This window comes from Guptibacillus hwajinpoensis, from assembly GCF_020524165.1.
Classification (GTDB): domain Bacteria; phylum Bacillota; class Bacilli; order Bacillales; family Guptibacillaceae; genus Guptibacillus; species Guptibacillus hwajinpoensis_D.
This window is the reverse complement of sequence record NZ_JAIVKU010000005.1, coordinates 19892-34770: the sequence shown is the minus strand read 5'-3', so window position 1 is coordinate 34770 and position 14879 is coordinate 19892. Positions and strand designations below refer to the sequence as shown.

The window sequence follows — 14879 nt, the reverse complement described above, 5'->3', positions numbered from 1 at the left end:
AAGGCTTGAAGCAGAATCGAAGAGAACGATTTCATTATTCACAGGATACAGCGATTGAAAAACAGTTTAATTGGAAACAAATGTCACGTCTGCTTGGATATATGGATCCTTACAAAAAAAACTTATTACCTAAAGCAATTATTTCAATGTTACTTTCAACAGCAGTGAGATTGATCGTCCCGATTTTTATCGGGGTTCTCCTGTTTGATCATGCGATAAAGAATCAAAATCAAACGTTACTTGTTCAATTGATATTCGGGATTGCAAGTTTATATTTGCTGTCGTGGATCGCGAATACGTACCGAATCAAATGGACCAACCAACTTGGTCAATACATTATTTATGACATCAGGCAGGGGTTATTTAAGCATATTCAGCGACTTTCTCACGGATTTTTCGATAAACGCTCAGCAGGTTCAATACTTGTTCGAATCATCAATGATGTAAATTCGATGCAGGAGCTTTTTACAAGTGGTGTTATCAACTTATTAATGGATATTGTTCTATTATTAGGCATCATTGTGATCATGTTTGTGTTAAGTCCTCAGTTAACGTTAGCGATTATGATTATTTTGCCGCTTATGTTCTTAATTTCAACGAGTTTAAGGAAAAGAATCCGTCGATCATGGCAAGATGTTCGGATTAAGCAGGCGAAATTGAACTCTCATTTAAATGAAAGTATACAGGGAATTCGCGTTACCCAATCCTACACACAGGAAAATGGAAACATGGAGTTTTTCCAGGGTGTCAATCATGAGAATTATGCAAGTTGGAAAGATGCCACACAAAAGAGTGCGATTTTTAGACCATTTGTTGAAATGTCAAATGCAATTGGAACGGCTATTTTAATCTGGTTCGGCGTGTACCTCATTCAAAATGGTATGGATTATGGGGTTTTCGTTACGTTTGCTTTCTATTTAGGGATGTTTTGGGAGCCAATCTCTCGTTTAGGGCAAGTATACAACCAGCTACTCGTAGCAATGGCTTCTTCTGAAAGAATCTTTGAGTTTCTAGATGAACAACCCAATGTGCCTGAAAAGAAAAATGCCACTGAATTAAACGACATTAAAGGGGAAATTACATTTGAAAATGTTGAATTCTCCTATGATGAAAGCCGAAAAGCGCTCCATGAATTAAGCCTAACAATGAAAGCAGGGGATACAGTTGCGCTTGTTGGTCATACAGGCTCGGGAAAATCAACGATTGCAAACTTAATCAGTCGATTCTATGATCCTACCAGTGGTACTGTGCGTATCGATGGGATGGATTTAAAAGATGTGAAACTCGATAGTTTGCGAGAGAAAGTTAGTGTGGTTCTTCAAGACACATTCATTTTCTCGGGAACCATTATGGAAAACATTCGTTTTGGGCGTCCGAACGCAAGTGATGAAGAAGTAATCGAAGCAGCTAAAGCAGTAGGAGCGGACCACTTTATTCAGCGATTAAGCAATGGGTATGAAACAGAAGTAGAAGAGAGAGGGAACGTTTTATCCGTTGGTGAGAGGCAGTTATTGTCGTTTTCACGAGCATTACTCGCTGACCCACGTATTCTTATTTTAGATGAAGCTACCGCAAGCATTGATACGGAAACCGAATTGAAAATTCAAGAAGCGTTAAATGTTGTTTTAGAAGGTCGTACCGCGATAATGATTGCGCATCGACTATCGACTATTCGTGAAGCTGATAATATTATCGTTCTAGACCACGGACGGATCATCGAACAAGGGAATCATAGTGAGCTCATGACTAAAGGCGGTACCTACTATGAACTTGTTAAATCACAGTTTAATATGATGGATGCTGTTTAAAAAGAAGCCTACGCGGCTTCTTTTTTTTACAAAAGATCTCTACTTAAATGTGAACAGATTATTCACGAATGGATCATATTTCTTGATAAAAAAGATTGTGATACTTGTCACAATCTCGGGGATGATTCATAATAAAGGTGTAAACGAAAGGTTCACTGTTTTTATGTGCAATGATAAGGGAAGATGAGTAACAGATGATGAGAAACTGGTAAAAAGGGGTTGGACAATGTGGAACTAGATTCAGCGATGCTAAGTCGTCTTTTAACAAGTCTAACGTTAGGCTTTCATATTATTTTTGCGACTTTAGGTGTTGGTGTCCCGCTATTAATTAGTCTTGCTGAATGGATCGGGATTAAACGAAACGATCCCTATTACACCTTACTTGCTCGCAGGTGGGCTAGAGGGTTCGTCGTAACGGTAGCTGTAGGGGTAGTTACAGGTACTGCAATTGGGTTGCAACTTTCACTGTTATGGCCAAATTTCATGCAGTTAGCAGGTCAAGTGATTAGTTTACCGTTATTCCTTGAAACATTTGCTTTCTTCTTTGAAGCGATCTTTCTAGGAATCTATCTATATACGTGGGACAGGTTTAAAAAGCCTATCTATCACTGGTTAATTTCAATTCCAGTTGTCATTGGTTCCACATTATCAGCTGTCTTTATCTCGACCGTGAATGCTTTTATGAACTCACCACAGGGATTTGATATGGTAGATGGCGTCTTAACGAATATCCAACCATTAGCAGCGATGTTTAATCCTGCTACACCAACGAAGGTTGGTCATGTGGTTATGTCTGCGTATTTAACTTCTGCTATCGTACTGGCGGCTATTACAGCTTTTCATATGTTAAAGGGAAAGCGAAGTACGTATTATCGAAAAGCGCTTAAACTGACGATGACAGCCGGTTTTATCTTTGCAATTGGAACAGCTGTTATTGGAGATTTTTCAGGAAAGTATTTAGCTGAATATCAGCCGAGTAAGCTTGCTGCAGCGGAGTGGCACTTTGAAACTTCAGAAAATGCAGATCTCGTTGTCGGGGGTTTTCTAGATCATGATACGAATGAAGTAAAATATGGTCTCGTATTACCAAATTTCTTAAGTATTCTCGCGCATGGGAATCCGAATGCTGAAGTAATGGGACTTGATCAAGTGCCGGAAGATGAAATACCGCCTCTTTACATTCACTACTTATTTGATGGAATGGTCGGTATTGGAATGTTTTTAGCTGCTTTAACCTTCTTTTATGTTATTGCTCTTCGATTAAAACGATTTAATCCTGAAAATAAATGGTTTTTACGACTGATCGTTCTTGCTGGACCACTTTCTGTTCTTGCCATCGAATTTGGATGGATTTTCTCGGAAGTGGGCCGTCAACCGTGGATTCTTTGGGACATACTGAGGACGGGTCATGCTGCTACGTCTGCAGCTGGTGTAGGATGGATGTTTGTTCTCTTTCTTCTTTTGTATGTTGTACTTGGAACGCTTTGTGTTACGGTGCTTAGAAAAATGTTTAAAACCAACCCTGTTGAAAACGAGTTAGAAGAAATCGCTAGAACGAAATAAGGGCTTTGATTGAGAGGGGTGAAAAAATGGACATTCAATTACTAGGAATTACTGTACTGTGGGTTTTCCTTTACGGCTATCTGATTACAGCTTCAATCGATTTTGGAGCCGGATTTTTTGCTTATTACGGGGAGCTAACCGGACGCGATCATATTATTAATAAAATCATTAGCCGCTATTTATCACCTGTATGGGAAGTGACGAACGTCTTTTTTGTTTTCTTCTTCGTGGGACTTGTTGGTTTTTTCCCGGATACGGCCTACTATTATGGAACGGCTTTACTTGTACCGGGTAGCATCGCCATCATTCTACTGGCTATTCGTGGTTCATTTTATGCATTTGGTAACTATGGAGCGAAGAAAAGCCGAGTTTATACGTTTTTATATGGGGTTACGGGCTTGCTAATCCCTGCATCGCTTTCAACAGCTTTAACACTATCAGAAGGTGGTTTTATTGAAGAGGTTAACGGAGAAGTGAAGTTTCTTGCAGGAGAGCTATTCTCAAGCTTTTACTCATGGTCAGTTGTCTTGCTAGCCATTGTATCCGTGCTCTTTATTAGTGCCGCATTTCTCACATACTATGCTAGCAGGGCAAATGATGAGCCTGCGCTAGAATTGCTTAGAAAGTATGCGTTGTTTTGGAGTGCCCCAACGATTCTATCTAGTGTCCTTGTCTTCGTAGCACTTCAACAGCACAACCCTGTTCATTTCGAACGAACGCTTGATTATGCCTGGTTTTTTATTGCTTCACTCTTTTGTTTTTTAATTGCAACCTATTTAATTTTTTATCGCAAACGATATGGAATGGCTTTTATTTTCGTAATGCTTCAATTCTTTTTCGCATTCTTTGGTTACGGCATTTCTCACTTACCTTGGATTTTGTATGATCACATTACCATTTATTCAGGCTATACGAACGAAACCACTGGTGTCTATCTTGTTCTCGCCTTTATAGCCGGTCTTTGCTTACTCGTGCCTTCCCTCGTATTGTTAATGAGACTATTCTTATTTGATGCAGAGTATGTAAAGGGGAATAAGTCCTGAAGAAGACATATTGACACTGCTGATAAGAGTGGTAGGATAGATATGATAGTGCGTCAGCAACGTTGCTGGCGCTCGTTTCTTTCTGAATGAGTAGGAGGAGTGTGCGTTGAAAAAGCAATTTGCCGTTATTGGACTCGGTCGTTTTGGAGGAAGCATTTGTAAGTCATTAAGTCAGCAGGGAATGGAAGTTCTTGCCATTGATATGGATGAAGATAAAGTAAATGAGTTTTCATCTGTCGCGACACATGCTGTCATCGCTGATTCTACTGATGAAAGTGTTTTAAAAAACCTCGGTATTCGTAACTTTGATCACGTCATAGTTGCGATTGGTGATAACATTCAATCGAGTATTCTAACGACGTTAATTTTAAAGGAATTGGGCGTAAGTAAAATTACAGTAAAAGCCCAGAATGATTACCATGAAAAAGTACTAAATAAGATTGGTGCGGACAAAATTGTGCATCCAGAACGTGATATGGGAGTTCGGATTGCTCATAGTATGGTTTCAAATAGCGTATTAGACTATTTAGAGCTGTCTGATGAACATAGTATCGTGGAACTTATCGCAAACTCTAGAATGGACAATAAGACCATTATTGAACTGGATATTCGAGCAAAGTACGGCGCCAATATTGTAGCAATAAAAAAGGGTGACGAGATCATTGTCTCTCCTCAAGCAGATCAAAAGATTTCTAAAGGTGATATTCTTATTGTGATTGGTTCTGATCAGGACATTAATCGTCTGGAGCGCCAAATTTTAAATCGTGATTAGGTATTCATAAAAAAGCAGCCTGTCGAATCATCGACAGGCTGCTTTTCTTTCATCAAATTTCCATAATAATCGGAAGGATCATTGGGCGACGCTTTGTTTTTTCATATAGGAAAGGTGCAAGGGTATCTGTAATTTCATTCTTAATTTCAGACCATTGACTTGTACGCTTTTCCATCACGCCATTAAGATGTTTTGATAAGAGCTCTTGAGCATCATTAATCAAATCACCGGATTCTCTCATGTAGACAAATCCACGAGAAATGATATCAGGACCAGAAAGAATTTTAAACTCTTTCATGTTAATGGAAACAACCACAATAACAAGACCTTCTTCAGAAAGAATTTTACGATCTCTTAGAACGATGTTTCCGATGTCTCCGATACCTTTACCATCTACATAAACAGAGCCAGATGGGATTTTACCACTAATCGAAGCTTCATTTTCACTTAGTGCCAGAACTTCACCGTTATCCATGATGAAGGAATGATCTTGTGGAATGCCACAGTCCTGGGCAAGTTTTGTATGCATCTTAAGCATACGGTATTCACCATGAATTGGCATAAAGAATTTTGGTTTAATAAGACGAAGCATAAGCTTCTGTTCGTCTTGACCACCGTGACCAGAAGTATGGATATCACTTAGTTTATGGTGAATCACGTCTGCACCTGCACGAGATAGTTGGTTAATAATTCGCGATACACTTACCTGGTTTCCAGGAATAGGCGAAGAAGAGAAAACAACCGTATCTCCAGGAATAATTTGAATTTGACGGTGCGTCGCATTAGCAATTCGAGATAGAGCAGCCATCGGCTCGCCCTGGCTTCCTGTACAAAGAATCGTTACTTTGTTTTCAGGAAGACGGTTAATTTGATTTGCATCAATAAACGTATCTTTAGGTGCATTAATGTACCCAAGTTCCTGACCAATTGTAATGTTGGATTCCATGCTACGACCGAAGACAGCCACTTTTCGACCGTTTTCTACTGCCGCTTCTACAACTTGTTGAAGACGGTGAATATTTGATGCGAATGTTGCGAAAATAACACGTCCGTCCACTTTTCTAAAGATGTCCTGAATGGTTTCTCCAACGCGGCGTTCTGACATGGTAAAGCCAGGAACTTCACTGTTTGTACTATCAGATAGAAGAGCAAGTACGCCTTCTTTCCCGATCTCAGCCATCTTTGTTAAGTTCGCAGGCTCGCCTACTGGAGTGAAATCGAACTTGAAGTCACCTGTATGAACGATGTTACCAGGAGGTGTTTTAACAACAACCCCAAAGGAGTCCGGAATACTGTGAGTTGTTCTAAAGAACATAACCGATGTTTTACGGAACTTAATAATGTCTTCTTCTGTGATTTCATTTAAAGAAGCCCCTCGGAGAAGACCATGTTCTTCAAGTTTATTACGAATAAAACCTAATGCTAGCTTACCACCATAGATTGGTACATTAATTTCACGAAGTAAATAAGGGATGCCGCCTATATGATCTTCGTGTCCGTGAGTGATAAATAACCCTTTGATTTTATCCTGGTTTTTAACGAGGTAAGAATAATCAGGAATAACGTAGTCAATCCCTAACAATTCTTCTTCTGGGAATTTAATCCCAGCGTCAACAAGAATAATTTCATCCTGAAACTGAATACCGTACATGTTTTTACCGATTTCTCCGAGTCCACCTAAAGCGAACACGGCGGTTTGATGATTTTTAACAAATTTCATAGTCTATACATTCTCCAATTCAAAGTGCTCTGATTTTTTCTCAAACGCAAGGAAGTCATCTTCCACAGTTTGAATAAATTCAATATTAAGGTCGCGGTCCTTTAATTTGTAGCGAACTTCCCGTTCAGAAGTAGCCTCTACGTAAAGGCTCATTGTTCGCTCTCTTACAGGAACCTCCTTTTTTGTCTCTTGATAAAATACCTTATAAATCATTCTAAATCTCTCCTTAACTCAGACAATTTGTGTGCATCTTCGTTTATTATATAGGAAATTGGTTTCTTTTTCATGTTTCTAACCACATTTCCATAAGAAATAGGAGAATTTGCACGAATTTAAGGTTAGAAAAGGTTAATCAATGGAATATTTAGGCTGTGGAAATAGCACGTTCCTCCACGTTTTTATTAATTTGCGCTTCATTTTTCGATACATTGAGCTCATCCTTTCTTTTTTTAATGCCTATTCCTATTATTGATCACGGTGTGAAGAATTAGTTTGGAAAAAGATGGGGTGTTTTTGAGGACAGGGTATTGACTTTCATGTAACATAATGAGGAATCAGCTTAAGAGGAGGACAAGAGTTGAAGCTATATGTTGCGCTTATTTCATTAAGCTTAATATGGGGCATGTCTTTTATGTTCATTAAATTGATGGTTCCACTTGTGGGACCTTGGGGTGTTGTGTTTTTTCGCTGCTTCCTTGGTGCCGTAGCGATTTTCATTTATTTAATGGTAAGAGGGCGAATAAGGAAGTTAAAGGGAAAACTAAAGTGGAAAAGTCTTATTCTTGTAGGGATTATGAATGCGCTTATTCCCTGGGGGATGATTGCGCTTAGTGAAGAGCGCATTTCAAGTAGCCTCGCTGCTACATTAAATGCAACGACGCCATTATTTACGAGTATACTTGGAGCCGTTTTATTTGGCCGAATGTTATTTTTAAAGCAGTGGTCAGGTATTTTGGTTGGGTTTATTGGGGTTCTTTTTTTAATTGATCTTGATTTTCAATCTTTGCTACAAGGCGAGTGGAGAGGAATTGTACCGATGCTTATTGCCACTTGTTGTTATGGTTTTGCTTCTCAGTATACAAAAAAGCATTTAAAGGGTGTACCGGTTGATTTATTGTCCTTCATAACTTTAACGATTGGAGCGGCAGGAGGACTCCTAATGATGATTGTGAGTGGGGAGGGGGTTATTCAGTTTACGATGCTCCTTCAACGTGATATTCTAATATCGCTAATTGGTCTAGGTGTGCTAGGCTCGGGTGTTGCCTATTTACTCTTCTACTATATGATTCAACATGGAAGTGCAGAATTTGCAACCTTAGTCACATACCTTGTGCCAGTCACTGCCTTAATGTGGGGGAACCTTTATTTAAATGAAACAATCACGCTACCTATGATTATCGGTTTATTCTGCGTATTTACGGGTGTTTATTTATCTGGCAAGCACCAAAGAACAGAAACGAACAATATGAGAGAAATAGCCTAACGGCATGAGGTTTTGTTGAAAAAAATGGAAAAGGTGAATGAAAATGCATAATGAAAAAATTGTTTTTTTTGATATTGATGGTACACTTCTTGATCATGATAAAAAAATTCCAGCTTCAACTCGTGAATCCTTAAAAACGCTCACAGAGAATGGGGTTCATGTGGCGATTGCTACGGGTAGAGCTCCGTTTATGTTTGCCGATTTGAGAGAGGATCTTGAAATAGACACGTTTATCAGCTTTAACGGTCAATATGTAAAGCACCAGGACAAAGTCGTCGCAACAAACCCACTAAGTCGGGATGAAATCACAGCTCTTGAAGAGGAAGCAAGAAAAAATGGCCATCCGATGGTTTTCCTCGATCATGAAGCGATGATGAGTAACCATCACGATCACCCACACATTATTAAAAGCATGGATGACCTAAAAATGCATTATCCTGGATATGATCCTTCCTATTACCACGATAGAGAAATTTATCAGGCACTTCTTTTTTGTGAAAGTAAAGAAGAGACTGGTTATCGGGATGCCTATGGAAATCTGGACTTTATTCGTTGGCATGACTATTCAATGGATGTCATTCCACCTGGAGGCTCAAAAGCACGAGGGATAGAAGCGATGATTGATCATCTTGGTTTTAAACGAGAAAACACCTATGCTTTTGGAGATGCATTAAATGACATTGAAATGTTAAAGTTTGCAGGAACCGGGATTGCAATGGGGAATGGGTATGAAGCGGTGAAAGAAGTAGCTGACATCATTACGGATCCAGTCGATCAAGATGGAATTCAAAAAGGATTAAAAAAAGCAGGCTTACTATAGAAAAAAGGGGGACGCCATATGAAATGGCGTCCCCTTTTTAAACGTCTAGATCGTCTGATTCTTATCGACCTAGAGGTGTTAATTCACTTGCTTCTTCGTTATTTATACGATCGTAAAACATAATGCCATCCAGATGATCAATTTCATGTTGCACGACAATGGCAGGAAGACCCTTTAATCTTAGTTTAAGCGGATGACCTTCAGCATCAACACCCTTGACTGTAATTCGCGCATATCTTGGTACCGCTCCAGGTACTTCTCGATCTACTGATAAACAACCTTCGCCGCCATCTAGATACGTCTTTTCCACGGAATGGCTAATAATTTTTGGGTTCATAATCCCGTAGCTATATTGGGTGCCTCTATGATCAGAGACGTGTACGGCAATCATGCGTTTGCTTATACCGATTTGCGGGGCAGCAATTCCAATCCCGGAACGTAATTCATACTTTAGAGCAGTTTCAGGATCCTGGCTATTGATAAGAAATTGTAGCATCTCTTTTAAAGTTTGTTTTTCATCTTCAGTTGCAGGAAGGGAAATCTCATTTGCAACTTCAGTTAGAATCGGATCTCCTTCTCTACGGACATCTTTCATAGTTAACACGATATGATTCACTCCTATTCAAAACGGTCTATCATAAGTATATTCAACTTTTTGTAAGGGTTAAAGCATTTGCTCTTTTACTTATAGTTGATCCTGAAATGTAAACACGGAATCTGCTTTATCCTAGTGTTAAGGAGTACCTTACAATAGTGATAGTTTAGCACAACACCCTTTAACAGGAAATCCTATTCAATATCATCATGAAAGAGAACGCACTTGGGAGCTTGTAGTATACATGGCTGTTTTTTAGTCAGTTGGAAGAATGAATGATATTAGAAACTTATTCCAACGCCATGCCTTACGGATTGAAAAAGGAGTATTCTATTGAGTTCTGTATTATGGTATAGTAATCAGGGATGTAATTATTATGGAATGAATTGGATATGTGGGGGGACTTTTTTTGCTACGTAAATATCGTTTAGGAATACTTTCTCTTTTTTTCTGTTTTCTAATGGTTGGATTAGTCGGTTGTCAATTTGGCGGAAGCCCAGAAGAAAAAATGTACGACCATCTAGAAGAAGCTGTCGCTCTTGAAGATCAATTTAGAGAACAGCAAGATCCTTTAGCAAAAGCAGAAAAGAAGGAACAAGACATTTATAATGAAATTGTTGCGCTAAGTATGGAAGAATTCGACAAGATTGAAAAGCTTTCTAAAGAAGCAGAAGACAATTCAGATCAGCGACTTGAGTACTTAAAAAAGGAAAAAGAAAGCATTGATGAAGCTTATGAAGAGTTCGAAGAGGTTAAAGATTTAACAGAAGACCTTGAGACTGATGCAGCTAAGAAAGATGCGAAAAACTTGATCGACATTATGGATAAGCGTTATGAAGCGTATGGGAAGTTACATAAGGAATACAAAGCAGCTGTTGAACAAGACAAAAAGCTATATAGCTCATTACAAGACAAAGAACTGACTTTAGAACAGCTACAGGACCAAATTAAATCGGTTAATGATAAATATGGGAAAGTGGCTGAGCATAAGGAAGACTTTAATAAATATACGTCTGATTTCAATGAAGCGAAAAAAGCTTTTTATGAATCAGCTGAATTGAATGTAAATTATGGAGAATAGGAAACCGCTCATAGGAGCGGTTTTTTTTAATCCTTCAAAAATTAGTTTTCATAATCAATCCATACGTAAAGCGTCAAGCAGAATCAGCTCGATCGGTAGGTTTTTATCCGATCAAAGAAAGATCCTCCTAATCATTTACACTGATACAGTCTCTTCAAACAGAATGTAACAGTTTTAATATGATCTCTTTACATGCGATTAATAAATCAATTAATTGACTTGAAACTTACTGTATTGTAAACTTAAAAACGAACTTACTCATGAAGAGGAGCACTCCCTTAATCTTACTGATACAGACTATTATTCGCAGTAATACATAGCACTAGGGATTATTTCTTCAGAATTAAGGGTATGACATTGAGTGTTGTCTTAAGTAATGCAAATTAATGAATGGTATTTGTCATTTAATAACGTTGAAATGGACATGCTAGTGATGTCTGTAAACTGAACGACCCACTCACAATTGCAACATTTGCAATTCAATAATCTATCTCTTTATGAATGAAAGGATGAGGTGAAAGGTATGGGAACTAAAACCATCGAAAACATCGAAGGCCAATTCGAAATGTTCCAGATTCTAAATGAAAATGGCGAAATCGTTAATAAAGAAGCGATGCCTGAACTATCAGATGAGCAGCTTCAAGAATTAATGCGCCGCATGGTGTACACACGTATTCTTGATCAGCGTTCAATTTCGTTGAACCGTCAAGGACGTCTTGGCTTCTACGCACCAACTGCAGGTCAGGAAGCTTCACAGCTAGGAAGTCAATTTGCTCTAGATAAAGAGGACTGGATTCTTCCAGGTTACCGTGATGTACCACAGATCATCTGGCACGGTCTTCCATTATATAAAGCATTTTTATTCTCACGTGGTCACTATGTAGGGAACCAGGCTGACGGCCTTAACGTGTTGAGCCCTCAAATCATCATCGGTGCTCAAATTACACAAACTGCTGGTGTTGCCCTTGGACTTAAGAAAAAAGGGAAGAAAAACGTAGCAATCACTTACACTGGTGATGGCGGTGCTTCTCAAGGGGATTTCTATGAAGGAATGAACTTTGCAGGTGCTTACAGTGCTCCAGCAATTTTTGTTGTGCAAAACAACCGCTTTGCAATCTCTGTTCCAGTTGAAAAGCAATCTGCAGCGAAAACGATCGCTCAAAAAGCTGTAGCAGCTGGTATCCAGGGTGTTCAAGTAGACGGTATGGACGTTCTTGCTGTTTATAAAGCAGTTACTGACGCTCGTGAGCGCGCAATTAATGGCGAAGGTCCGACACTAATCGAAACAATGACTTACCGCTATGGTCCACATACAATGGCTGGTGACGACCCAACTCGCTACCGTTCTGAAGATCTAGATAGCGAATGGGAAAAGAAAGATCCAATCGTTCGTTTCCGCAAGTATCTTGAGAGCAAAAACCTTTGGTCTGAAGAGAAAGAAAACGAAGTAGTCGATAAAGCGAAGGAAGAAATCAAAGCAGCAATTAAGCAAGCTGATAGTACTCCTAAACAAAAAGTAACGGATCTTATTTCTAATATGTACGAAGAGCTTCCACAGAACCTTCGTGAACAATATGAAGAATATAGTGCAAAGGAGTCGAAGTAAGCTATGGCGCAAATGACAATGATTCAAGCAATCACTGATGCGATGCGTACGGAGTTGAAAAATGACGAGAACGTACTCGTGTTTGGTGAAGATGTAGGTCAAAACGGCGGCGTTTTCCGTGCGACAGAAGGACTTCAAAAGGAATTTGGCGAAGATCGCGTATTCGATACGCCGCTTGCTGAATCAGGTATCGGTGGTATGTCTATCGGACTTGCACTAACTGGATTCCGTCCAGTACCAGAAGTTCAGTTCTTTGGATTTGTATACGAAGTAATGGATGCTATTTCTGGTCAAATGGCACGCCTTCGTTACCGTTCTGGCGGCTCTTTCCACGCGCCAATCACAGTTCGTTCACCATTTGGTGGTGGCGTTAAAACACCTGAACTTCATGCGGATAGCCTTGAAGGTCTAATGGCTCAACAGCCAGGACTTAAAGTTGTAATCCCTTCAAACCCTTATGATGCAAAAGGGCTTCTAATTTCTGCGATTCGTGACAACGATCCAGTTATTTTCCTTGAGCACATGAAGCTTTATCGTTCTTTCCGTCAGGAAGTTCCTGAAGAAGAATATACAATTGAAATTGGTAAAGCTGAAGTGAAGCGTGAAGGTACTGACATTACAATCGTAACTTACGGTGCAATGGTACAAGCTTCTCTTAAAGCTGCTGAAGAACTTGAGAAAGATGGCATCAGTGCAGAAGTAATCGACCTTCGTACAGTTAGCCCGCTCGATATCGATACAATTATCGCATCTGTTGAAAAAACAAATCGCGCAATTGTTGTTCAAGAAGCACAGAAGCAAGCTGGTATTGCGGCTAACGTTGTTGCAGAAATTAACGACCGTGCAATTCTAAGTCTTGAAGCACCAGTTCTTCGTGTTGCTGCTCCAGATACTGTATTTGCATTCTCTGCAGCGGAAGATGTATGGCTTCCTGATCACACTGATATCATTGAAAAAGCAACTCAAGTTGTTAATTTCTAATTAGTTTATAAAAAAACATGAAGTGAAGCTGCGATTCGCGCTTCGCTTCAGATCTTATATGAGCAAAATTTTTCTACAATTAGGAGGCGAAGTCCCGTGGCATTTCAATTTAAGATGCCGGATATCGGTGAAGGTATCCATGAAGGCGAAATCGTAAAATGGTTTGTTAAATCCGGAGATGAAGTAAAAGAAGACGATATTCTTGCAGAAGTGCAAAACGACAAAGCTGTTGTTGAAATCCCTTCTCCAGTAGACGGAACTGTTAAAGAAGTTCACGCTGAAGAAGGTGCAACTGTTATCGTTGGAGATGTCGTTATTACTTTTGATGCAGAAGGTTATGAAGATGCTGAAGAAGAACCTGCAGCTGAACAGCCTCAAGCAGAAGAAGAAGCTCCAAAAGCAGAAGCGAAATCAGAAACGAAAGAAGATAGCGCTGGATCAAAACCGCTTCCTGAAGACGAAGAAACAGATCCAACAAAACGTGTCATCGCAATGCCTGCTGTACGTAAGTATGCTCGCGAAAACGGCGTAAGCATCTCTAAAGTATCTGGTTCAGGAAAAAATGGTCGCGTTGTGAAAGAAGACATCGACAATCACGTGAATGGTGGAGGCGAAGCAGCTTCTGAAGCTCCAGCAGCGACAGAAGAAAAAGCTGAAACGAAGCAAGAAGCTACTACATCAGCACAACCGCAAGCATCAGCACAACCAGAAACTCGTGAGAAAATGAAAGGTATGCGTAAAGCAATTGCGAAAGCGATGGTTAACTCGAAGCATACTGCACCACACGTTACTCACATGGATGAAGTTGTTGTAACTGATCTAGTTGCTCACCGTAAGAAGTTCAAACAATATGCTGCTGACAAAGATGTGAAGCTAACTTACCTTCCATACGTTGTAAAAGCTCTTGTTTCTGCACTTCGTGAATTCCCTATGTTGAATGCATCAATCGATGATTCGACAGAAGAAATTGTGCACAAGCACTATTACAACATTGGTATCGCTGCAAACACTGACGCTGGACTTGTTGTACCAGTAGTTAAAGAAGCAGACCGTAAGCCACTTCTAAATGTATCATCTGAAATTAATGAGTTGGCTAAAAAAGCTCGCGATGGTAAACTATCAGGGGACGATATGAAAGGTAGCACATGCACCATTTCTAACCTGGGTTCTGCTGGTGGTCAGTGGTTCACACCAATCATCAACAACCCGGATGCTGCTATTCTTGGTATTGGTCGTATCGAAGAGAAGCCAGTTGTTATTGACGGAGAAATCGTTGCGGCACCTGTACTTGCTCTATCAATCAGCTACGACCACAGACTTATTGATGGCGTAACAGCACAACTTGCTCTTAACCACATCAAGCGTCTGTTGAACGATCCACAACTCTTAATGATGGAGGCGTAATAA

At 39.7% G+C, this 14879-nt stretch carries 13 protein-coding genes; 10 read left to right on the top strand and 3 right to left on the bottom strand.

Annotated features, from left to right (window positions below):
- Positions 1-5 precede the first annotated feature (5 nt).
- From LC090_RS13110 to LC090_RS13095, 4 genes are all read left to right on the top strand, one after another.
- A complete protein-coding gene (locus LC090_RS13110) occupies positions 6-1808 on the top strand; it encodes an ABC transporter ATP-binding protein (protein WP_226658497.1) in 1803 nt (600 codons plus the stop codon).
- A 228-nt stretch (positions 1809-2036) separates the two neighbouring features.
- Positions 2037-3371 (top strand): cytochrome ubiquinol oxidase subunit I, encoded by a 1335-nt coding sequence (locus tag LC090_RS13105; protein WP_226658496.1) that lies wholly within the window; start codon positions 2037-2039, stop codon positions 3369-3371.
- Positions 3372-3397: 26 nt separating this feature from the next.
- A complete protein-coding gene (locus LC090_RS13100; protein ID WP_226658495.1) occupies positions 3398-4414 on the top strand; it encodes a cytochrome d ubiquinol oxidase subunit II in 1017 nt (338 codons plus the stop codon).
- 106 nt (positions 4415-4520) lie between these two features.
- Positions 4521-5186 carry a potassium channel family protein gene (locus tag LC090_RS13095; RefSeq protein ID WP_194221263.1) on the top strand — a complete coding sequence of 222 codons (666 nt, stop codon included), beginning with the start codon at positions 4521-4523 and terminating at the stop codon, positions 5184-5186.
- Between the two features lie 52 nt (positions 5187-5238).
- Here the strand turns inward: LC090_RS13095 and rnjA are convergent, their stop codons facing one another.
- Together rnjA and LC090_RS13085 are read right to left on the bottom strand one after the other, a co-directional pair.
- On the bottom strand, positions 5239-6906 hold the full coding sequence (gene rnjA, locus LC090_RS13090; protein ID WP_194221264.1) for a ribonuclease J1: 1668 nt from the start codon (positions 6904-6906) through the stop codon (positions 5239-5241).
- Positions 6907-6909: 3 nt separating this feature from the next.
- Positions 6910-7119: a DNA-dependent RNA polymerase subunit epsilon gene (locus LC090_RS13085; RefSeq protein WP_226658494.1), complete on the bottom strand. Its 210-nt coding sequence runs from the start codon at positions 7117-7119 to the stop codon at positions 6910-6912.
- 364 nt (positions 7120-7483) lie between these two features.
- On the opposite strand from LC090_RS13085, the gene LC090_RS13080 reads away from it, so the two are divergent.
- Both LC090_RS13080 and LC090_RS13075 read left to right on the top strand, forming a co-directional pair.
- The gene (locus tag LC090_RS13080) at positions 7484-8389 is read left to right on the top strand and encodes a DMT family transporter (RefSeq protein ID WP_226658493.1); all 906 of its coding nucleotides are present in this window, start codon (positions 7484-7486) and stop codon (positions 8387-8389) included.
- Between the two features lie 43 nt (positions 8390-8432).
- Positions 8433-9209 (top strand): Cof-type HAD-IIB family hydrolase, encoded by a 777-nt coding sequence (locus LC090_RS13075; RefSeq protein WP_226658492.1) that lies wholly within the window; start codon positions 8433-8435, stop codon positions 9207-9209.
- A 61-nt stretch (positions 9210-9270) separates the two neighbouring features.
- Here LC090_RS13075 and def read toward each other — a convergent pair whose 3' ends face one another.
- Positions 9271-9813, bottom strand: a complete 543-nt coding sequence (gene def, locus LC090_RS13070; protein WP_226658491.1) for a peptide deformylase — start codon at positions 9811-9813, stop codon at positions 9271-9273.
- Between the two features lie 400 nt (positions 9814-10213).
- Here def and LC090_RS13065 point away from each other — a divergent pair, with 400 nt between their 5' ends.
- From LC090_RS13065 to LC090_RS13050, 4 genes are all read left to right on the top strand, one after another.
- Complete coding sequence (locus LC090_RS13065; RefSeq protein WP_226658490.1) at positions 10214-10885, top strand: YkyA family protein; 672 nt, start codon at positions 10214-10216, stop codon at positions 10883-10885.
- 523 nt (positions 10886-11408) lie between these two features.
- Positions 11409-12491 (top strand): pyruvate dehydrogenase (acetyl-transferring) E1 component subunit alpha, encoded by a 1083-nt coding sequence (gene pdhA, locus LC090_RS13060; RefSeq protein WP_226658489.1) that lies wholly within the window; start codon positions 11409-11411, stop codon positions 12489-12491.
- A 3-nt stretch (positions 12492-12494) separates the two neighbouring features.
- Positions 12495-13472: an alpha-ketoacid dehydrogenase subunit beta gene (locus LC090_RS13055; RefSeq protein WP_224600264.1), complete on the top strand. Its 978-nt coding sequence runs from the start codon at positions 12495-12497 to the stop codon at positions 13470-13472.
- 96 nt (positions 13473-13568) lie between these two features.
- A complete protein-coding gene (locus LC090_RS13050) occupies positions 13569-14876 on the top strand; it encodes a dihydrolipoamide acetyltransferase family protein (RefSeq protein WP_226658488.1) in 1308 nt (435 codons plus the stop codon).
- Positions 14877-14879: the final 3 nt, after the last annotated feature.